General features: G+C 55.1%; 16 protein-coding genes. 7 read left to right on the top strand and 9 right to left on the bottom strand.

Going from position 1 to position 20,337, the window contains the following annotated elements; translation table 11 throughout:
• Nucleotides 1–74 precede the first annotated feature (74 nt).
• The 4 genes from K7R23_RS02390 to K7R23_RS02405 all read right to left on the bottom strand — a co-directional run bounded on the left by K7R23_RS02390 (nt 75) and on the right by K7R23_RS02405 (nt 4,298).
• A complete protein-coding gene (locus tag K7R23_RS02390) occupies nt 75–1,361 on the bottom strand; it encodes a TolC family outer membrane protein (RefSeq protein ID WP_231851627.1) in 1,287 nt (428 codons plus the stop codon).
• A gap of 668 nt (nt 1,362–2,029) precedes the next feature.
• Nucleotides 2,030–2,449 (bottom strand): hypothetical protein, encoded by a 420-nt coding sequence (locus K7R23_RS02395; protein WP_012908676.1) that lies wholly within the window; start codon nt 2,447–2,449, stop codon nt 2,030–2,032.
• Between the two features lie 224 nt (nt 2,450–2,673).
• Complete coding sequence (locus K7R23_RS02400) at nt 2,674–3,129, bottom strand: hypothetical protein (protein WP_148222125.1); 456 nt, start codon at nt 3,127–3,129, stop codon at nt 2,674–2,676.
• A gap of 401 nt (nt 3,130–3,530) precedes the next feature.
• Nucleotides 3,531–4,298, bottom strand: coding sequence for a siderophore-interacting protein (locus K7R23_RS02405; protein WP_012908674.1), 768 nt, complete (start codon nt 4,296–4,298; stop codon nt 3,531–3,533).
• Between the two features lie 223 nt (nt 4,299–4,521).
• Here K7R23_RS02405 and K7R23_RS02410 point away from each other — a divergent pair, with 223 nt between their 5' ends.
• The gene (locus K7R23_RS02410; protein WP_012908672.1) at nt 4,522–5,052 is read left to right on the top strand and encodes a PadR family transcriptional regulator; all 531 of its coding nucleotides are present in this window, start codon (nt 4,522–4,524) and stop codon (nt 5,050–5,052) included.
• Here the strand turns inward: K7R23_RS02410 and K7R23_RS02415 are convergent.
• Nucleotides 5,049–6,614, bottom strand: a complete 1,566-nt coding sequence (locus tag K7R23_RS02415) for a methyl-accepting chemotaxis protein (RefSeq protein WP_012908671.1) — start codon at nt 6,612–6,614, stop codon at nt 5,049–5,051. The genes K7R23_RS02410 and K7R23_RS02415 overlap by 4 nt on opposite strands.
• Nucleotides 6,615–6,881: 267 nt before the next feature.
• Entirely contained in the window at nt 6,882–8,402 is a 1,521-nt protein-coding gene (locus K7R23_RS02420; protein ID WP_012908670.1) for a methyl-accepting chemotaxis protein, read from the bottom strand.
• 429 nt (nt 8,403–8,831) lie between these two features.
• Between K7R23_RS02420 and ygjG the strand changes: the two genes are divergently transcribed.
• Nucleotides 8,832–10,211, top strand: a complete 1,380-nt coding sequence (gene ygjG, locus K7R23_RS02425) for a putrescine aminotransferase (protein WP_167321448.1) — start codon at nt 8,832–8,834, stop codon at nt 10,209–10,211.
• 225 nt (nt 10,212–10,436) lie between these two features.
• Nucleotides 10,437–12,455: an NADPH-dependent 2,4-dienoyl-CoA reductase gene (locus tag K7R23_RS02430; RefSeq protein WP_012908668.1), complete on the top strand. Its 2,019-nt coding sequence runs from the start codon at nt 10,437–10,439 to the stop codon at nt 12,453–12,455.
• A 136-nt stretch (nt 12,456–12,591) separates the two neighbouring features.
• Here K7R23_RS02430 and rlmG read toward each other — a convergent pair whose 3' ends face one another.
• Nucleotides 12,592–13,728: a 23S rRNA (guanine(1835)-N(2))-methyltransferase RlmG gene (rlmG, locus tag K7R23_RS02435; protein WP_012908667.1), complete on the bottom strand. Its 1,137-nt coding sequence runs from the start codon at nt 13,726–13,728 to the stop codon at nt 12,592–12,594.
• Nucleotides 13,729–13,811: 83 nt separating this feature from the next.
• Here rlmG and K7R23_RS02440 point away from each other — a divergent pair, with 83 nt between their 5' ends.
• The 4 genes from K7R23_RS02440 (at nt 13,812) to sstT (ending at nt 18,101) form a co-directional block, all read left to right on the top strand.
• The gene (locus K7R23_RS02440; protein WP_012908666.1) at nt 13,812–14,315 is read left to right on the top strand and encodes a M48 metallopeptidase family protein; all 504 of its coding nucleotides are present in this window, start codon (nt 13,812–13,814) and stop codon (nt 14,313–14,315) included.
• Nucleotides 14,316–14,385: 70 nt separating this feature from the next.
• A complete protein-coding gene (locus K7R23_RS02445) occupies nt 14,386–15,384 on the top strand; it encodes a Gfo/Idh/MocA family protein (RefSeq protein ID WP_012908665.1) in 999 nt (332 codons plus the stop codon).
• Nucleotides 15,385–15,656: 272 nt separating this feature from the next.
• The gene (locus K7R23_RS02450; protein WP_012908664.1) at nt 15,657–16,622 is read left to right on the top strand and encodes a TerC family protein; all 966 of its coding nucleotides are present in this window, start codon (nt 15,657–15,659) and stop codon (nt 16,620–16,622) included.
• Nucleotides 16,623–16,856: 234 nt separating this feature from the next.
• The gene (sstT, locus tag K7R23_RS02455) at nt 16,857–18,101 is read left to right on the top strand and encodes a serine/threonine transporter SstT (protein ID WP_012908663.1); all 1,245 of its coding nucleotides are present in this window, start codon (nt 16,857–16,859) and stop codon (nt 18,099–18,101) included.
• Between the two features lie 16 nt (nt 18,102–18,117).
• On the opposite strand, the gene K7R23_RS02460 is transcribed toward sstT, so the two are convergent.
• A complete protein-coding gene (locus K7R23_RS02460; protein WP_024133085.1) occupies nt 18,118–18,672 on the bottom strand; it encodes a YgjV family protein in 555 nt (184 codons plus the stop codon).
• A gap of 167 nt (nt 18,673–18,839) precedes the next feature.
• A complete protein-coding gene (locus tag K7R23_RS02465; protein ID WP_012908661.1) occupies nt 18,840–20,327 on the bottom strand; it encodes a UxaA family hydrolase in 1,488 nt (495 codons plus the stop codon).
• Nucleotides 20,328–20,337 lie beyond the last annotated feature (10 nt).

Raw genomic sequence — 20,337 nt, forward strand, 5'->3', positions numbered from 1 at the left:
TCATTAAGGTCAGTTAATCAGTAATACGCTTGCGGGCAATAACCCGGAGGTAACGATGCTGCGAGTAAAAATGGTTAAAGATCGGGCAGTTTTTTCGACGCCTGCTTTTCAATACCAATCAGGGGGAGCAGGTTGTCGAGTGCCGTCGCGTACTGGATGGCGGCGCTCCAGCCGTCATATTCCGCGTTGATCCTCGATGATTCGGCCTGCCAGACATCCTGTTCGACGCTCAGCAGGTCATTGATGGTTTTTTTGCTCAGGGTGTATTCGTTTTTGTAAACGCTGCGGGTCTGTATCGCGTTAACCAACTGGAACTTGCCAGCATCTTCACGACCGCGCGCGCCTTTCCAGTCCGCCATTGCCGCAGAGGCTTTTTGCAAAATGTCGTAACGCGCTTTTTCTACTTCGGATACGGCCATCGCCTTCGCCCCTTGCGCCTGCTCGACGCGAGCGGAAACCACCCCGCCCTGGTACAGCGGCGCGTCCACGCTGAGCTGGATTTGATCGTCCCAGTAGCCGCGGTTATCCGATTCATAACGGGTGCGGCCCGCCTTCAGGCTTAAGGTCGGCAGATGCTGGGCTTTTGCCCGATCAACGCCATGCTGTGCCGACGTGACCATTGCCCGCGCTGACAGCACGGCAGGAATTTTCGAGTAGTCGATGTTTTCAACGGAGACTTGTTGCACTTCCAGATTTTCCGGCAGGCTGGCGTAGCGACTGGCGCTGACCCCGGTCTGGACCGCCAGTACCGCTTTCGCCTTTTGCAGCGCGGCATCGTACTGCTCCAGGGTGGCGCGCATCCCGGCGATACGGGTCTGGGTCTGTAAATCATCGGAGGTTGAACTCAGGCCGGCGCTGGCGCGAAGCTGGGCCAGGTGCTGGATTTTCTCCAGCGCCACGATGTTCTCGCGCGCCGCGCTGGTCAGCGCGCTATAGCGCTTCACCTCAACGTAGCCCTGCGCAGCCTTCGACGCTACTTCAGAGAACGTCGCCATCAGCTGATAGCGATAGCTTTCATACTGCGCTTCAGACTGGGCAATGGCGCTATTGGTTTTACCGAAGTCATAAACTAACTGCGTGACGGTAATTCCCCAGGCGGCGGAATTATTTAACGAACCGCTGGAGTCCGTCGTCTGACTATGACCGGCGCTGGCGGTTAAACCAATTTGCGGCATCCAGCCGCTTTTCGCCTCTTTCATCATCGCCTGGCCAATTCCCATTTGCGCCGCCTGGCTGCTAATATCCGGATCACGATCTAAAGCAAATAAAATACTTTCTTTCAGATTCGTTTCTTCAATACTGGCTAATGCAGCGAAGCATGGAACAGAGGCAACCCCAAATGAGAGGAGCAGAGTCACCATTGAAAAAACAAAACGCATACTCACAACAGATATCCTAAATAAAATGGGCGGTTTTCAGGCTATACAATGCAGCCGCATTGGTTCTGAACAGATCAATACGGATATAAACCTGGCGACAATCAAACAGACAATTATCAATGCGTGGCATGAGGCTTGTTGGCCGAATTTAAGGCTCAGCATTCCCTGAGCGTTAATACAGCCCACACGGATAATGGTATATATAATCCAGTGCCCGATAATGACCTCAGCGTAATAATGACCACGCTTACCTTACAGTCGTCAGAGTCCAGAAAAGACACTTACCCGGGGTCATCGCGGTAAGCGTTAGCAGGACGCTGGCATCACTGGTTGAGGAATATTCTGAAGTGTGACGGGTAACGAAGAAAGCAAAATATCCTTAATTCTTCTTAAATGATTGCGGGATGTAACCACCAAAATTAAAAGCAATAGAAACAATAGGTTGACGTGTTATCTGAAGTTCTTAAATGCGCTGCGGCCGCCTTTTTTCGGGCAAAAAGCGGGCAAGCGCCAGGCATTAACTGTAACGTGATGCACAGTCTGGCGTCACAAAAAAGCATATATCAAACGATAACAGATCTTAAATTTTACAAAATAATCTCAAGTAATAAACATAAAGAGCGGATCGCGAACAGTGCCTGCGTCGGATTTCACCGCCAGACATCCAGAGTAAGCGAACCAAAATTATCCCAGTACATACCGTTTATATCATTGGCAAATACCACCAGTTCACCGCTTCGCGGGGCGATCCAGCCATTATTTAAGCGTCTGCCGTCGCCAATAACAAACATCGTGTCGGTTGATTTATCAATGGCGCCGATTAAGGTAAACCAGGTCGCGGAATCGTAACGGCAACGCAGCCAGACTTTAGCGAAATTCAGATAACCGACGCTGTAGCCATTGGCATCGCAGCGGTGGTTCATATCGCGCCATTTACCGGATGCCGCAAAGAAGTAGCGAACGCCCTGCTCCACAAAAAAATCGGTTTCCACCCATTTATCGCGCGAGCGGATTTGAATTCGCTTTACCCGGCAGGATGCCAGCGGAGGAATAAGAGTGCGATCGTCCATCTATTATTCACCTTCGTGCTAACGGGATTGCGCGGGCCATACCGGGCCGCTCGTAAAAAGACGATGACGAACATAAGGGAATCACATCTATTTTTATAATCTCTGCCGCTGCTATCTATAGCAGGAAAGTCGTAGTTTTCCCGACTGATTTGATACATTACGTTGAGCCAGAACGTGACGTTCTCTCACCTTCGCTGACCGTGCGCAGGGCTGCCCTCCAGGCATCAGGAAGGGAGTAAAGCGGGGGCTTTTCTCCGCCCGCTGATCAACAGAAAACGGTCATATTTTTCAATCATCACCTGCAATTTGCTGTCAATCCGGTCGCGATAGGCGCTGTATTCCGTCTCTTCCGAGAGAAGAAACGCGTATATCGTATAGTTGAGTTCAATGATCGACAAAATGAATTCGCGTTTCGCCTGCTCAATGGTTTCATCATGAAGGCGATAGTGGGCGTCGTTATACTTTTCAGCCAGCTCCATACGGTGCGATATCTGATGAATAATCGACGGATGTAAATAGTATTGTGTGCAGTCGACCGTTTCTTCATAAGGCCAGACGTGAAGTATTTCGTCAATGATTCGCTGGTCGCGCGCGCGTTGTTCCGACGACAGACGGTTTGCTGCAAACGGCGTCGACAGGAGGTAGCGTACCGAAACAAAAAGAAAGGTGCCAATGCTCAATGAACAAAGCAACACGAATATTTTTGTGTAAAACATGATATAGCAAGTCTGTAATTTTGGAAAAGCTATACTAGCGACAGCGGGCTAAAGTGAATAGTTTTTTTGGAACTGAAAAGTCTTAAATTTTCCAGATAAATAGAGTTGCGAAAAAAACAAATAAAACAGAACGCTAACTTTACCGCTTTAATTCTTATTATCTGAAGTGAACCTGTAAATATCTTAAGTTTTTCCCGGATTAATTTTTTTGCCGGATGGCCGCGTACGCACAACAACAATATCGTAGCACCCAGGCCCGATAAGCGCAGCGCCATCGGGCAATCATTGCCGGATGGCGGCGTAAACGCCTTATCCGGCCTACAGACAACATCAATACCGTGGGCCCGTTATCGGGCAGTTAAACGTTACTTACGGTGCCAGTAGGCCGCCGCACGCACCCGCTGCGGGTCGAACGCTTCGGTTTCAAAACGGCGGCTGAGGTTTTTAACCACCTTTCCTTCGCCGGTAAGCCAGATAAAATAATCCGTCTCAGGCACCGCAAGCTGTGCCAGACGCGCGTCGATCGCCTGCTCATCGTGCTCCAGCCATTCAATGCCGAAAGCGTTAAGATGGGCAAGATAATCCTGGCAAGCGGGACTCTCCACGCTCACCAGCGCGGTAACCGACGGCTTAACGGGCAAACGGCTCAACGCTTCCAGACGACGGCGCAGCGCAGGCATCCCGGATTCATCACACACGTACACCTGATACGCATAATCCTCCGGCACCACCAGCGAACCACGCGGCCCACCGATAGTCAGGCTATCACCTTCGCGCGCCTGCATCGCCCAACGGCTCGCCACCCCGCCATCGTGGATAAAGAAGTCCAGCGCCAGCTCATGGCGCGCCTCATCGTATAACGGCGTGTAATCGCGGGAGGCCGGACGCACGCCCTCGCCCCAGAGAATCCCTTCATCAGTTACGGTCGGCGGCACAAACGACGTGCCCGGCTGCGGGAAAAAGACTTTGCAGTGATCGTCGAAGCCGCGCGAGCTAAAGCCTTCCAGCGCCTCGCCGCCAAGGACAATACGCTGAAAGCCCGCGCTGATGCGTTCTGCGCGCAGTACGGTAAGTTCGCGAAAGCGCAGCTCATTGCGCACGCGCTGAGGATAACGAGAGGTGGTGTCGGTCATTTTTTGCCTTCGTGAAAAAATCAGATATATCGAATTACAGATTTAAATGATAATGATTGTTAATCACAAAGATTGCAAGCATTTTTTTGATATAGAGCAGGCGGATAATTACTTCTTAATTTATTATTTAAATTCATTTGGTTATAAAAAATTCACACCCACACTTGCGGAAAATCAGAGTTTAGATATAAATTAGATATATCTAATGAAAAAGGAGAATCCTGTGCGACATCATCATGAAGGTTGCTGCAATGGCGAAGGGCAGCGGCACGGCAGAGGCGGTGGCCGACGCCAGCGCTTTTTTGGTCACGGCGAGCTGCGGCTGGTTATACTGGACATTCTCTCCCGCGAGGCCAGCCACGGCTATGAGCTGATTAAAGCCATCGAAACGCTGACCCAGGGAAACTACACGCCAAGTCCGGGAGTCATCTATCCGACGCTTGATTACCTGGAGGATCAGTCGCTTATCAGCATCAGCGAAGAGGACGGCGGCCGGAAAAAAATCACCCTCACCCCCTCCGGCGCGCAGTGGCTGGAAGAAAACCGGGAACACCTCGGGCATATTCAGGAACGGGTACGGGCACGCAACGTCGGCTTTGAGCTGCGCAAAAACCCGCAGATGAAGCGGGCGCTGGAAAATTTTAAGGCGGTACTGGATTTGAAAGTGAACCAGGGCGATATCAGCGACGCGCAGTTAAAACAGATCATCGGCGTGATCGACCGCGCGGCGCTGGAAATCACTCAGCTGGATTAAGCCGCCAGCGCGTCTTTTTCACTGACGCGGAACATTTTCACCATATCTTTTAAGCGTAACGCCTGTTCGTTCAGCGACGCTGCCGCCGCAACCGACTCCTCCACCAGGCTGGAGTTCTGATGGGTGGCGGCGTCGATCAGACCAACCGCGCTGTTAATCTGCGAAATGCCGTCGGTCTGCTCACTGCTGGCCTGGCCGATTTCCCGCAGGATCACATCCATCTCATCGACGTTGCTCACCATGCCGCTGATCAGCCCGTTCGCTTTTTCAACCAGCTGCATCCCTTCCTGCGTCTGGCTGGCGGAATCCTCAATCAGTTTACGGATCTCGCTGGCGGAAGAGGCGCTTTTCTGCGCCAGCTGCCGCACTTCGCCCGCCACGACCGCAAAGCCACGCCCATGCTCCCCGGCCCGCGCCGCTTCGACGGCGGCGTTAAGCGCCAGAATGTTGGTCTGAAAAGCAATGGCATCAATCAGATTGATGATATCGGTCATCCGTTGCGAGGTTTCATTAATGACACGCATTTTTTGCGTCACCTGATTCATCATCCCGCCGTTGTTTTTCACCACCGTCGCCGCTTCCGCCGAAAGCTTCGTCGCTTCGGCGGTATGTTCCGCCGTGTTTTTCACCGTCGCGGTGATTTGCTCCATTGAGGCGGCGGTTTGCTCGACCGAGCTGACCTGTTCTTCCGTGCGCGCAGCCAGATCTTTATGACCCGCGACGATTTGCGCCGCGGCGCTGGAGATATTCTCCGAGCCATTTTGTACCTGCTGAACGATTTCCAGCAGGCGCGTTTTCATCGCCATCAGCGCCTGCAACAACACGCCGGTTTCGTCCCGCTGATCGGTGGCGATGCTGCGCGTGAGATCGCCCCCGGCAATCGCTTTGGCGAACTGCACCGCCTCTTCCAGTGGACGGGTAATGGAACGCGCGATATACAACCCGGCGATGCAGCTGACGATAACGCCTGCCAGCACCATGCCGACCAGCAGTAATAAATTCGCGTTAAAATCCTTTTCAACCTGAATGCCGGCCTCCCGCATCTGACCGTCCTCAATGGCGATGAACGCCTGGACTTTCTCTTTATAAGCCCGCTGTATCTTCATCGTGGTGCTGAACATCTCCTGCATCGCCGCCTGCCGATCGTGGTTGCGTAACGCATCAAGGATACGCGTCCGGGAGGCGAGATACTGTTCGCGCACTTCACGGATCCCGGCCAGCAGTTTTCTCGAGTCGTCATTCAGCGGCAACGCGTTTAGCTCATCCAGCAGCTGCGAGATCTGCTGGCTTACGGCATTGAGTTTCGCCTGTGACTCCTCCGTCCATCGTCCTTGTTCATCCATCAGCATCTGCTGCTGGGTCGTGACAAACTCCTGAAAATTATCGATGAGTTTGTTGGCTTTGACCGTAATAAGATAATCATTAGTGATGATATTTTGCATTCCGCGGTTGGCTCGATCTAGACTAAGTAATGACAGACCCGAACTCAGCGTCACCAGTACAATAAACAAACCAAACGCAGCAAATAACTTCGAGCGAATCTTCACGTTACGCAAAAACATATTTCCTCTCCGGGAGAAGGTTTTCCTGAGTCAGGCTCTTTTATCGGTCAAAAAACAACTAACTTTATGAAATCGGTGATTTTTTATTTCATAACTACCTTAATAAGTAGTTTCTTACGCTAAATACGCGTAAGACTAACGTTATCTAAACAATGATTTAATATTTAACGAAATCAGGAAAAAATTTGTAGGTGAGGGGGAGACAGAATAATAAATTTACCTCAACGCTTACCTGTCAGGGTAAGCGTTGGCGGGGAAAAAAGCGGATTAATGCAGTACCGTCACAGCATCTTCCAGACGGCTGGCGCGGTGTTTCACCATCGCCGAAACCTGCGCGCTCTCTTCAACCAGCTCGGCATTTTTCTGGGTGATAGCGTTAAGCCTGTCAACCGCGCAGGTGAGGCTGCTCAGTCCGTCCGCCTGCTCTGCCGTCGAACGGCTGATCTGCGCAATCAGCTGCGTGACGTTCTGCACCTGCGAAACAATGTTATTCATAGTATGCCCTGCGGCATGAACCTGCTGCGAGCCGGACTGCACTTTATCCGCGCTGGCGTCGATAAGCTTACGGATGTCGTTCGCCGCGCTGGCGCTGCGGCTGGCAAGATGACGCACTTCCCCCGCCACGACAGCAAACCCTTTCCCCTGTTCGCCTGCGCGCGCCGCTTCCACCGCTGCATTAAGCGCGAGGATGTTGGTCTGGAAAGCAATGTCGTTTATCAGCGTGGTGATAGTGCCGATACGCTGTGTGCTGTCGGCAATGTCATTCATTGTTTTAATCACCGTATCCATTGCCTCTCCGCCCTGCGTCGCCGCGCTGCTGGCGGCTATCGACAGCTTATCGGCTTGCGAGGCGGTTTCTGAGTTCTGTTTTACCGAAGCCGCCATCTGATTCACGGTAGAGACCGTTTGCTGAACATTTTCCACCGTCTGGCGGGTATGCTCATTTAAGTCCTCGTTTCCTTTCGCCAGCGTTTCGCTACCGTTTCGTACGCCTGAGACCTGCCCTGAGACGTCGTTAATCAGCCAGCGGCACATTAGCCCAAGCTGACCAATGGCGCGCAGCATCAGCCCCAGTTCATCGCTGCGATTAAGGTGCGTAACGCTGTTACGCTCGCCGGTCGCCACCTTCAGCGCCTGGCTGGCGACATTCTCAATGGGCCGGATAATCTGCCATTCAAACGCCGCCGTACCGAGCAGCATCGCCAGCGCGCCCATCAGCTGCGCCTGCCAGGAAGCGCCGGTGGCATAAAGCGCGATAGCCAGCGCCGCGAATATCAGCGCCATCACGCTGCGAACCCGCCAGCGCACCGGCATGGAAGGAAGCTTGCCGGGCCAGCCTTTGCGCACCACCAGCCCTTTGTGCAGTCGGCGGGAACAGCGGTTTTCGTTGAGCGCTTTATATAATGGCTCCACCGCGGCGATTTCTTCCTCTGTCGCCCGGGTGCGGATCGACATATAGCCGCTCACCCGTCCTCCGCGCACCATCGGCACCGCGTTCGCGCGAACCCAGTAATGATCGCCATTTTTACGGCGGTTTTTCACAATGCCGCTCCACGGCTCGCCCTGCTTCAGGGTGTACCACATATCCGCAAACGCCGCTTTTGGCATATCCGGATGACGCACCAGGTTGTGCGGCTGCGCCAGCAGTTCACTGAGCGAGTAGCCGCTGATGTTGACGAATGAATCGTTGGCATGGGTGATGTAGCTTTGCAGGTCGGTAGTGGACATAAGGGTCGTATCGTCATCCAGCGGTGTATTTCGCTGGCTGACGTAGAGATGAGAAGACATAGTAGCGTCCTGTGCAAGTTATCTGGATGTTAACTTCTTATCAGATGTTATTTCGGCGCTAACAGATTTATCTTTAGTTGTTAAATTTGATTTAGATCGCAATTCGCACTTAAACCGCACGATCGGTATAAGTCTAATGTATTGATTCTGAATACTTTCGCAGAGGAACTATCTGTTCAGAGGCGAAAACCTGCCCTCTTTCTGAGCAATTTACGCACCATTTCGGTGCGATGACCGTGTCCGGTGTGATCGCGAATCGATTAAAATCTGTGCAAAATTCCAGCAAATGTTAATAGACATAATTAAATGTTGCGCAATATCATTTCCTCATCGCGTTTATCCCGATTTTCGCCAGCCTCTTCGGTGATGGCGCAATCCCTGCAATACTTAAACCGGTATCATGTGATACGCGAGTCCCGGGAGCACATTTTGAACAGGTTACCTTCCAGCGCATCGGCATTAGCCTGTAGCGCACATGCACTGAATCTCATCGAAAAGCGGACGCTTGACCATGAGGAGATGAAAGCACTTAACCGAGAGGTGATTGATTACTTTAAAGAGCATGTTAATCCTGGTTTTTTAGAATATCGCAAATCTGTTACCGCAGGCGGGGATTACGGAGCCGTAGAGTGGCAGGCGGGAGGTCTGAATACGCTTGTCGACACCCAGGGACAGGAATTTATTGATTGCCTGGGGGGTTTTGGCATCTTCAACGTGGGGCACCGTAATCCAGTCGTGGTTTCCGCCGTACAGAACCAACTTGCGAAACAACCCCTGCACAGTCAGGAGCTGCTTGACCCGCTGCGGGCCATGCTGGCGAAAACCCTCGCCGCCCTGACGCCCGGCAAACTGAAATACAGCTTCTTTTCGAACAGTGGTACAGAGTCCGTCGAAGCGGCGATTAAGCTTGCAAAAGCGTACCAGTCGCCGCGCGGTAAGTTCACCTTTATCGCCACCAGCGGCGCCTTCCACGGCAAGTCGTTAGGTTCCCTTTCCGCCACGGCGAAATCGGCCTTCCGCAAACCGTTTATGCCGCTGCTGCCGGGCTTCCGCCATGTGCCGTTCGGCGACGTCAGCGCGATGCGCACGGTACTGAGCGAGTGTAAAAAGACCGGCGACGACGTGGCGGCGGTGATCCTTGAGCCGATTCAGGGAGAAGGCGGCGTGATCCTGCCGCCGCAGGGTTATCTCACCGCCGTGCGTAAACTCTGCGATGAGTTTGACGCGCTGTTGATCCTTGATGAAGTCCAGACCGGCATGGGTCGCACCGGCAAGATGTTCGCCTGCGAACATGAAAACGTACAGCCCGACATTCTCTGCCTCGCCAAAGCGCTGGGCGGCGGCGTGATGCCGATTGGCGCGACGATCGCCACCGAAGAGGTCTTTTCGGTACTGTTCGACAACCCGTTCCTTCACACCACCACCTTCGGCGGCAACCCGCTCTCCTGCGCCGCGGCGCTGGCGACCATCAACGTATTGCTGGAGCAAAACCTGCCGGCCCAGGCGGAGCAGAAAGGCGATATGCTGCTGGACGGATTCCGTCAGCTGGCGCGGGAGTATCCCGATCTGGTGCAGGACGTCCGCGGCAAAGGGATGCTGATGGCGATCGAGTTTGTGGATAATGAAACCGGCTACAGTTTCGCGAGCGAGATGTTCCGCCAGCGGGTGCTGGTTGCCGGTACGCTGAATAACTCGAAAACGATCCGCATTGAGCCGCCGCTGACCCTGACCGTTGAGCAGTGCGAGCAGGTGCTGAAAGCGACGCGGAAAGCGCTGGCGGCGTTAAGAGTCAGTGTGGAAGAAGTGTAAAGAAAGCAACGTTGCCGGGTGGCGGTTCCGCCTGAACCGGCCTGCGGGCGCAATGCCTGCCAGGTCGGTTCATCGCGTCGCGCCATCCGGCTTTCTTTATCTGTGAAAGCGCTTTTTTGATTCCCATCACAATCATCGCATTCCCCTTTTCCCTTTTGCGTGGCGACGGCTAAATTAGTAACTCATCCGACCACATAACAATTATTTTACATACTGGATAATCTTATGAGCTACCCGTCGCTGTTCGCCCCGCTCGATCTCGGCTTTACCACGCTGAAAAACCGCGTGCTGATGGGCTCGATGCATACCGGGCTGGAAGAGCATCCCGATGGCGCTGAACGCCTTGCGGCCTTTTACGCCGAGCGCGCCCGGCACGGCGTGGCGCTGATTGTCACCGGCGGCATTGCGCCCGCGCCGTCTGGCGTCGCGGTGGCAGGCGGCGCGATGCTTAACGACGTCAGCCAGGTTGCGCATCATCGCACCGTCACCGATGCGGTACACGATGAAGGCGGGAAAATCGCCCTGCAAATTTTGCACACTGGCCGCTATAGCTATCAGCCGCAGCTGGTGGCGCCTTCCGCGATTCAGGCACCCATCAACCGCTTCACCCCGCACGCGTTATCCCATGACGAGATCCTGGGTCTGATTGACGACTTTGCCCATTGCGCGCAGCTGGCGCGCGAAGCGGGCTATGACGGCGTGGAGGTGATGGGATCGGAGGGCTATCTGATCAACGAATTTCTCGCCCAACGCACCAACCAGCGTGACGATCGGTGGGGCGGCGATTACGCCAGGCGAATGCGTTTTGCCGTCGAGGTTGTGCGCGCGATACGCCAGCGCGTCGGCGATGACTTTATTATTATCTATCGCCTGTCGATGCTCGATCTGGTGGAAAACGGCAGCACGTTCGAGGAAACCGTCCAGTTGGCGCAGGCGATTGAAGCCGCTGGGGCAACGATCATTAACACCGGCATAGGCTGGCATGAAGCGCGCATTCCAACCATCGCCACGCCGGTGCCGCGCGGCGCGTTCAGTTGGGTAACGCGCAAGCTGAAAGGCCACGTTTCCGTTCCGCTGGTGACCACTAACCGGATTAACGATCCACAGGTTGCCGAGGCGATCCTCGCCCGCGGCGATGCCGATATGGTGTCGATGGCACGTCCGTTTCTCGCCGACGCAGAGATCCTGTCGAAAGCGCAGTCGGGACGCGCAGATGAGATCAACACCTGCATTGGCTGCAATCAGGCCTGTCTCGATCAGATCTTCGTTGGCAAAGTCACCTCATGCCTGGTCAATCCTCGCGCCTGCCATGAGAGCAAAATGCCGGTGATCCCGGCTTCTCGACCTAAAAATCTGGCGGTGGTCGGCGCGGGCCCGGCGGGGCTGGCCTTTGCCGTTAACGCCGCGACGCGCGGTCATCACGTCACGCTGTTTGATGCGCTGGGCGAGATTGGCGGGCAGTTCAACATTGCCAAACAGATCCCCGGCAAAGAGGAGTTTTACGAAACGCTGCGCTATTACCGGCGGATGATCGAGGTCACCGGCGTCACGCTGAAGTTGAATCAGGTTGTGACGGCAGAGGATCTGCTGGCATTTGATGAGGTGATCCTGGCCTGCGGCATTGAACCGCGCAGGCCGCCGATTGACGGTATCGATCACGCAAGCGTATTGACCTATCTTGAGGTATTGCGCGATAAAGCGCCGGTTGGGAATAGGGTGGCGATCGTCGGCTGCGGCGGCATTGGTTTTGATACCGCAATGTATCTGAGCCAGCCAGGCGAGGCTACCAGCCAGAACATTGCCGGTTTCTGCGCGGAATGGGGTATCGACACCACTCTGCGGCAGGCTGGCGGATTACGTCCGGAGGGGGCGCATCTGCCGCGCAGCCCGCGCCAGATCGTGATGCTCCAGCGTAAGGCCAGCAAACCCGGCGAGGGGCTGGGGAAAACCACCGGTTGGATCCATCGCGCCACCCTGCTCGCCCGCGGGGTGAAAATGATCCCGGCGGTGAGCTACCAGAAAATCGACGACGAGGGTCTGCATGTGGTGATCAACGGAGAAGCGCAAACGCTGAAAGTGGATAACGTGATTATCTGCGCCGGGCAGGAACCGCGGCGCGAACTGGCCGAGCCGCTGCGCGCGGCCGGGAAAACGCTGCATTTGATTGGCGGCTGCGACGTGGCGACGGAGCTGGACGCCCGCCGGGCCATCGCCCAGGGCACCCGTTTAGCGCTGGCGATTTAACAGGCATTGCCGGATGGCGGCTAACGCCTTATCCGGCCTACAACATAGCGCTATCCCGTAGGCCGCCATCCGGTACAGAACAATAGCCAAAATGTAGGCCGGATAAGACGTTTACGTCGCCATCCGGCACAGGGACTTACCGACGACGCCCCAGTTTCACTGCCCTGAGCACCACAAACTTATTATTGGTGGCGACGGTGGCGCAGTTACCGAAAATTTTCTTCAGCTTGTGGAAATAATCGAGATGACGATTAGCGACGATATACAGCTCGCCGTTAATCTTCAGGCAGCGGCGGGCATGGTGAAACATCTCCCAGGCGATGTTGTCGGTCAGCGCGTGCTTCTGATGGAACGGCGGGTTGCAGAACACCGCATTGAAGCGAAACGGTTCAACGCCGGAGAGCGCGTTGTTGATCATAAACTCACTGCGATCGACAGCGTCCGGCAGGTTGGTTTCAACGTTCAGGCGGCTGGAGGCCACCGCCATCGGCGATTCATCCACAAACACCACCTTCGCCTGCGGATTTTTCGCCAGCAGCGTTAAGCCGATCACCCCGTTGCCGCAGCCGAGATCGACAATCTCCCCTTCCAGATTTTCCGGCAGATGCTGCATAAAGAAGCGCGCGCCAATATCCAGTCCGGTACGGGAGAAAACGTTGGCATGGTTATGGATGGTCCAGTCGGTACCGTCCAGCTGCCAGCTCAGAGTCTCCGGCGCGTCGGCCAGAGAGGGTTCGCTGAACGTACAGTTGATCAGACGCGCTTTTTTCCACGCCAGCGTGGTGGTGGTCGGTCCCAGCACCTTTTCAAACAGCGCCAGGGTGGAAGTGTGAATGTCGCGCGCCTTCGCCCCGGCGATGATGCGCGTTTGCGGAGTGACAACCTTGCGTAACGCGCGCAGCTGCTGCTCAAGCAGCGCCAGCGTTTTCGGCACTTTGATCAGCACCACGCCCGGCGCCTGCGGGTATGCCGCCGTGCTGTCGAGAAACTTCACGCTGGCTTCGTCGAGATCGTTATGGCGCAGGTTTTCCCGCGTCGCCAGTTCGCTCAGGTAAGAGTCGCCAATGCTGTACGGCCCGTGGGCCGCCAGCGCGCAGCTTAACGCGCCAAAGGCGTCATTCAGGATCAGCAACGGACCGCGAATTTCCGTGTCGTCCAACTGTTGCAGCAGATACTCATCCGCCGCTTCCCACGCCAGCAGTGGGTTTACGTCATCCGTTTGTGGGAAACGTTTTAACGTCAGTGAACGGAAACCGTTGTCTGTGTGGCTCATCGGCCCTCCTGAATGGTAAAATTTCGACTTATCCCTGAAAAGGGTGCGTGAGTATACACTTTTTCTGATTTGCGTGAGTAAATATGAGCCAATTAACTTACCTCCAGGGCTACCCGGAAAACCTGCTTGCCCAGGTGCGCACGCTGATTGCTGAACGACGCCTGGCCGCGGTGCTGGAAAAGCGCTATCCGGGCACTCACGATTTCGCCACTGACAAAGCGCTGTGGCAGTATACCCAGGATCTGAAAAGCCAGTTCCTGCGCAGCGCCCCGCCGCTTAATAAAGTGATGTATGACAATAAAATCCACGTGCTGAAAAATGCGCTGGGGCTGCATACCGCCGTCTCCCGGATACAGGGCGGCAAGCTGAAAGCCAAAGCGGAGATCCGCGTCGCTACGGTGTTTCGCAATGCGCCAGAGCCTTTTCTGCGCATGATCGTGGTGCATGAACTGGCGCACCTGAAGGAGAAAGAGCATAACAAAGCGTTTTATCAGCTCTGCTGCCATATGGAACCACAGTATCATCAACTGGAGTTCGATACCCGCCTGTGGCTGACGGCGCTGTCAATCAGGGAAACTGCGCAGTAGCGCACTGGCTTTGTCGGCATGGCATGATAAATTGTCCCGCAGTCCCCCTTTCTGGAGCCAGAACGCTTTTATGATACGTTTCGCAGTGATTGGCACAAACTGGATCAGCCGCCAGTTTGTCGATGCCGCCCATGAGACCGGCAAATATAAGCTGACCGCCGTCTATTCACGCAGCCTTGAGCAGGCGCAAACCTTCGCCAACGACTACCCTGTCGAGCATCTGTTTACCTCGCTGGAAGCAATGGCGCAGAGCGATGCCATTGACGCAGTGTATATCGCCAGCCCGAACGCCCTGCACTTCCCGCAGACGCAGCTTTTCCTGAGTCATAAAAAGCATGTGATCTGTGAAAAACCGCTGGCCTCGAACCTGGCGGAGGTGGAAGCGGCCATCGCCTGCGCGCGGGAGAATCAGGTGGTACTGTTTGAGGCGTTCAAAACCGCCAGCCTGCCGAATTTCCTGCGGTTGCAGCAGTCTCTGTCGAAAGTCGGCAGAATGCGCAAAGCATTTCTCAACTACTGCCAGTACTCTTCACGCTATCAGCGCTATCTCGACGGCGAAAACCCGAACACCTTTAACCCCGCGTTCTCTAACGGTTCGATAATGGACATCGGTTTTTACTGTCTGGCGTCGGCGGTGGCGCTATGGGGTGAACCGCACCGCGTTCAGGCGACCGCCACGCTGCTGGAAAGCGGCGTTGATGCGCATGGCGTGGTAGTGCTGGACTACGGCGATTTCAGCGTCACGTTACAGCACTCTAAGGTCAGCGATTCCGTTATCGACAGTGAAATTCAGGGCGAAGCGGGTTCGCTGGTAATCGAGAAAATCTCTGAATGCCAGAAGGTATGCTTCGTACCGCGCGGCGGCAAGCCGCAGGACCTGACCCAGCCTCAGCACATCAATACTATGCTGTATGAGGCAGAGGTTTTTGCAGCGCTGGTGGAAACCAATGAAGTGAATCACCCTGGAGTGTCGGTCAGTCGTGTAACCGCCAAATTGTTAACGGAAATCCGCCGTCAGACCGGCGTGGTTTTCCCGGCGGATGGCGTCAGCCACGCGACTCCTGCGTAAAACTTTGTAAAACAGATGTTACAGGCCATTGACGGATCGCGTGGCCTGTCATAATTTGTTACCTGCAAAGGGGAGTAACTTCATTGTCGGTCGATCGTCATTACGATGTGTGAGAAACCACATCCGGTCACCGGGCAACCAAACAGGAATGCGATGACGTATTCCTGTTTTGTTGTAAGTGAGACCTTGCCGGAAGGCGAGGTCTATGCATGTAAAAAGCAGCGGCTGGCGTCTTCCGACGTCAGCCGTTTTTTTATGTGTAAGGAATATCTATGAATACTGTCGGCACACCGTTGTTATGGGGCGGATTCGCTGTCGTTGTGGTGATCATGCTGGCTATCGACCTCTTTCTTCAGGGGCGTCGTGGCGCACACACGATGACCATGAAGCAAGCGGCAGCCTGGTCCCTCGTCTGGGTTACTCTCTCGTTACTGTTTAACGCCGCCTTCTGGTGGTATCTGGCGCAAACCGAAGGGCGCGCGGTCGCCGATCCGCAGGCGCTTGCCTTCCTCACCGGTTATCTGATTGAAAAATCGCTGGCCGTCGATAACGTCTTTGTCTGGCTGATGCTGTTCAGCTACTTCTCGGTGCCGCCTGCGCTACAGCGTCGGGTGCTGGTCTACGGCGTGCTGGGCGCCATTATCCTGCGTACCATTATGATTTTCGCCGGCACCTGGCTTATCTCTCAGTTTGAATGGATGCTGTATGTGTTCGGCGCTTTCCTGCTGTTTACCGGTATTAAGATGGCGACGGCGAAAGAGGACGAGTCCGGAATTGGCGACAAGCCGGTGGTCCGCTGGCTACGCGGACATCTGCGCATGACCGACACCATTGAGAACGAGCATTTCTTCGTGCGGAAAAACGGTCTGCTGTACGTCACGCCGCTGATGCTGGTGCTTATTCTGGTGGAGCTGAGCGACGTCATTTTCGCGGTCGACAGTATCCCGGCCATTTTTGCGGTGACCACCGACCCGTTCATCGTGCTGACCTCGAACCTGTTCGCGATCCTCGGCCTGCGCGCGATGTACTTCCTGCTGGCGGGCGTGGCGGAGCGCTTCGCGATGCTCAAATACGGTCTGGCGGTGATCCTGGTGTTTATCGGTATTAAGATGCTGATCGTCGACTTCTACCACATCCCGATTGCCATCTCGCTGGGCGTGGTGTTCGGCATTCTGGTGGTGACGCTGCTTATTAATGCGTGGGTGAACCATCAGCGCGATAAGCAGCAACAGGCTTAATCCTCTCCTGCGCCGGGTGGCATGTTGTCCACCCGGTCATTTTTTGCTCATTATGTCACACATCTGTTAATATGAAGTTATAAAATATGATCGCAGCATAAATTCCAGCATTTTTCGCTTCCCGAAGTTTTATCTTTCCTTATACTCGACCAGGCAAACACTTTGTTACATCCGGAAAGATGCGCCATAAGAGCGCACGGCGGACGAGCAATATCACACTGTAAGGATCGAGAAATGACTACGCAACGTACACCGGGGATGTTCCAGCGCCTGGCGCAGGGGAGTCTGGTAAAACAAATTTTAGTGGGCCTCGTACTGGGGGTTCTACTGGCATGGATTTCTAAACCGGCAGCGGAAGCCGTAGGTTTACTGGGCACGCTTTTCGTCGGCGCATTAAAGGCCGTCGCGCCTGTTCTGGTTCTGATGCTGGTGATGGCCTCTATCGCCAACCACCAGCATGGACAAAAAACCAATATCCGCCCGATTCTGTTTCTTTATCTGCTGGGGACGTTCTCAGCGGCGCTCGCGGCCGTTGTGTTCAGCTTCGCCTTCCCGTCAACGCTGCATCTGACCAGCAGCGCCAGTGATATCGTGCCGCCGTCCGGCATTGTCGAAGTGCTGCGCGGCCTGCTGATGAGCATGGTGTCTAACCCTGTCGATGCGCTGCTGAACGCTAACTATATCGGTATCCTGGTATGGGCGGTGGGCCTGGGCTTCGCCCTGCGTCACGGTAACGACACCACCAAAAACCTGGTCAACGATATGTCCAACGCCGTTACCTTTATGGTGAAGCTGGTGATTCGTTTCGCGCCGATTGGTATTTTTGGTCTGGTCGCTTCCACGCTGGCAACCACCGGTTTCTCCACGCTGTGGGGTTACGCGCAGCTGTTAGTGGTGCTGATTGGCTGTATGCTGCTGGTGGCGCTGGTGATCAACCCGCTGCTGGTGTTCTGGAAAATTCGTCGCAACCCGTTTCCGCTGGTCTTTGCCTGCCTGCGTGAAAGCGGCGTGTACGCCTTCTTTACCCGCAGCTCCGCGGCGAATATTCCGGTGAATATGGCGCTGTGTGAAAAGCTGAATCTGGATCGCGATACCTATTCAGTATCCATTCCGCTGGGCGCGACCATCAATATGGCCGGCGCGGCGATCACCATTACCGTGCTGACGCTGGCGGCGGTACATACGCTGGGGATCCCGGTAGATCTGCCGACGGCGCTGCTGCTGAGCGTGGTGGCTTCGCTTTGCGCCTGCGGCGCGTCCGGCGTGGCGGGCGGTTCGCTGCTGCTGATCCCGCTGGCCTGTAATATGTTTGGCATTCCGAACGATGTCGCCATGCAGGTTGTGGCGGTCGGCTTCATCATCGGCGTGCTGCAGGACTCCTGCGAAACAGCGCTTAACTCTTCTACCGACGTGCTGTTTACCGCGGCGGCCTGCCAGGCGGAAGATGAGCGTCTGGCGAACAACGCGCTGCGTGGCTAAACCCTCTGCCCTTCCGTCATCGGGCGGAAGGGTTTTCTCCCTGTACGCTTTTTTCAATTCTGAACGGGTCGATACCGCGGCGCTTCATGCGCCAGAAGCGGATAATGTTAAGGCCGTTCATCAGCAGAAAACTCCCTTCGATTAACGTGCCGCCAATCGATCCCAGCCAGAAGTTATGTACCACCCAACAGGCGGTGGCGCACCACATTACGCAGCGAACCGTTAACCCTTTGCAGCGAAACAGCGCCCAGGTGCTGGCAAGCGTCCCGATAATGGGCAGCAGCTCCATTGCATGCTGAAGTTTTGCCAGCCCGAGCGCCAGGGTGAGGAAAATAAACAGCGCCATAACCCACAGTTTGCGGGTACGCATCGAAACGAGGGTGCGGATGGTATTCAGCTCGGCGCTGATGCCCGCCGGCCAGGCGCCCATCAGAAAGAAGTGTACGCCGATAGTGGCGCTATAGACCGCAAGCTGTAGCCGGAAGCGGCGCTCGTCGCGGTTAAAGAAGGTGGTAATGCCGATCAAAAACGCGATAACGCCCACGCCCTGAGCCAGCCAATACGCGGTTATCAACGACCTACACTCCCTGTGTTACGCCGGATGGCGCTACGCTTATCCGGCCTACGAGCCGTGCCTGTGTTACGCCGGATGGCGCTGCGCTTATCCGGCCTACAATGTATCTCTCGATCGTAGGCCGGATAAGGCGTAAGCCGCCATCCGGCATTTTATCCGACACTTTATAATGTCACGCCACTTTTAAAGATTGCCAGTTCCCTGAAATCATTACGCTCATTACAGGTCTGCTTGCCGTTGGCGAACTCGACGATGGTATCGACAAACTCTTCCAGCAGCTGCGGCATTGCTTTACCGTGAATAAGCTGTCCGGCATCGAAATCGATCCAGTGCTTTTTCTTCGCCGCCAGTTCGCTGTTGGTGGCGATTTTCACCGTCGGCACGAAACCGCCGTACGGGGTTCCGCGACCGGTGCTGAACAATACCATATGGCAGCCTGCCCCCGCCAGCGCGCTGGTGGCGACGGCATCGTTGCCCGGCGCGCTCAGCAGGTTAAGCCCGTGGGTTTTCAGACGTTCGCCGTAGCGCAGCACGTCCACTACCTGACTGGAACCCGCTTTCTGCGTACAGCCAAGCGACTTGTCTTCCAGGGTGGTAATGCCGCCCGCTTTATTGCCCGGCGATGGGTTTTCATAAATCGGCTGATCATGGGCAATGAAATACTGTTTAAAGTCATTCACCATCGTCACCAGCTTGCCGAAGGTTTCTTCGTCGCGGCAGTGGCTCATCAGCAGTTGTTCAGCGCCGAACATTTCCGGCACTTCGGTCAGCACAGTGGTGCCGCCGTTGGCGATCACATAGTCGGAGAAACGGCCCAGCATCGGGTTGGCGGTAATACCGGAAAGCCCGTCAGAACCGCCGCACTCCAGACCAAACTTCAGCTCGCTCAGTTTACCCGGCTCGCGCCTGTCGTGACGCATCACGTTATAAAGCTGGTGCAGATGTTCGATCCCGGCTTCCACTTCATCATCCTGATGCTGACAGATCATGAAATGAACGCGCTCGGGGTCGAAGTCGCCCAGCGTTTCGCGGAATGCATCCACCTGATTGTTTTCACAGCCGAGGCCAATCACCAGCACCGCCCCGGCGTTCGGGTGGCGCACCATGTTTTGCAGCATGGTGCGGGTGTTGATGTGATCGTCGCCCAGCTGGGAACAGCCATAGGTATGGCTGAACAGGAAAACGCCGTCGGTGCCTTCGGCGTTATTGGTTTCCTTCAGGAAGCGATTCTGGATCTGCCGCGCGATGCCGTTAACGCAGCCCACGGTCGGCAGGATCCACAGCTCGTTACGCACGCCGACTTCTCCGCTGGCGCGACGGTAGATCTGAACCTCGCGATCCGTCGGCTGCGGCGGCAGGTCCTGAAATTCAGGTTGATAGCTATACTCATCCAGATCGCTCAGATTGGTGCGAGTATTGTGGGCGTGAATATGTTCACCCGCCGCAATGTCCGCCAGAGCATGGCCGATGGGCTGACCATACTTAATGACGTATTCATCATGCGCAATATTGCTCAGCGCAAATTTATGACCACGTGCGACATCCTGACGTAGCGTTACGGTGTGGTTATCAACGTTCACTTCAGTGCCCTGCGCCAAATCGGCCAGCGCTACCGCAACGTTATCCAGCGCATGGATCTTGATGTATTGCATATCAACCCCG

This window comes from Citrobacter rodentium NBRC 105723 = DSM 16636 (assembly GCF_021278985.1).
Lineage (GTDB): Bacteria > Pseudomonadota > Gammaproteobacteria > Enterobacterales > Enterobacteriaceae > Citrobacter_A > Citrobacter_A rodentium.

What these genes read in the sequence shown, in the direction of transcription:
- K7R23_RS02465 (WP_012908661.1), bottom strand. Translation starts at nt 20,327, where the DNA reads ATGCAATACATCAAGATCCATGCGCTGGATAACGTTGCGGTAGCGCTG.
- sstT (WP_012908663.1), top strand. Translation starts at nt 16,857, where the DNA reads ATGACTACGCAACGTACACCGGGGATGTTCCAGCGCCTGGCGCAGGGG.
- K7R23_RS02430 (WP_012908668.1), top strand. Translation starts at nt 10,437, where the DNA reads ATGAGCTACCCGTCGCTGTTCGCCCCGCTCGATCTCGGCTTTACCACG.
- K7R23_RS02450 (WP_012908664.1), top strand. Translation starts at nt 15,657, where the DNA reads ATGAATACTGTCGGCACACCGTTGTTATGGGGCGGATTCGCTGTCGTT.
- K7R23_RS02420 (WP_012908670.1), bottom strand. Translation starts at nt 8,402, where the DNA reads ATGTCTTCTCATCTCTACGTCAGCCAGCGAAATACACCGCTGGATGAC.
- K7R23_RS02405 (WP_012908674.1), bottom strand. Translation starts at nt 4,298, where the DNA reads ATGACCGACACCACCTCTCGTTATCCTCAGCGCGTGCGCAATGAGCTG.
- K7R23_RS02440 (WP_012908666.1), top strand. Translation starts at nt 13,812, where the DNA reads ATGAGCCAATTAACTTACCTCCAGGGCTACCCGGAAAACCTGCTTGCC.
- K7R23_RS02395 (WP_012908676.1), bottom strand. Translation starts at nt 2,449, where the DNA reads ATGGACGATCGCACTCTTATTCCTCCGCTGGCATCCTGCCGGGTAAAG.
- K7R23_RS02390 (WP_231851627.1), bottom strand. Translation starts at nt 1,361, where the DNA reads ATGGTGACTCTGCTCCTCTCATTTGGGGTTGCCTCTGTTCCATGCTTC.
- rlmG (WP_012908667.1), bottom strand. Translation starts at nt 13,728, where the DNA reads ATGAGCCACACAGACAACGGTTTCCGTTCACTGACGTTAAAACGTTTC.
- K7R23_RS02445 (WP_012908665.1), top strand. Translation starts at nt 14,386, where the DNA reads ATGATACGTTTCGCAGTGATTGGCACAAACTGGATCAGCCGCCAGTTT.
- K7R23_RS02415 (WP_012908671.1), bottom strand. Translation starts at nt 6,614, where the DNA reads ATGTTTTTGCGTAACGTGAAGATTCGCTCGAAGTTATTTGCTGCGTTT.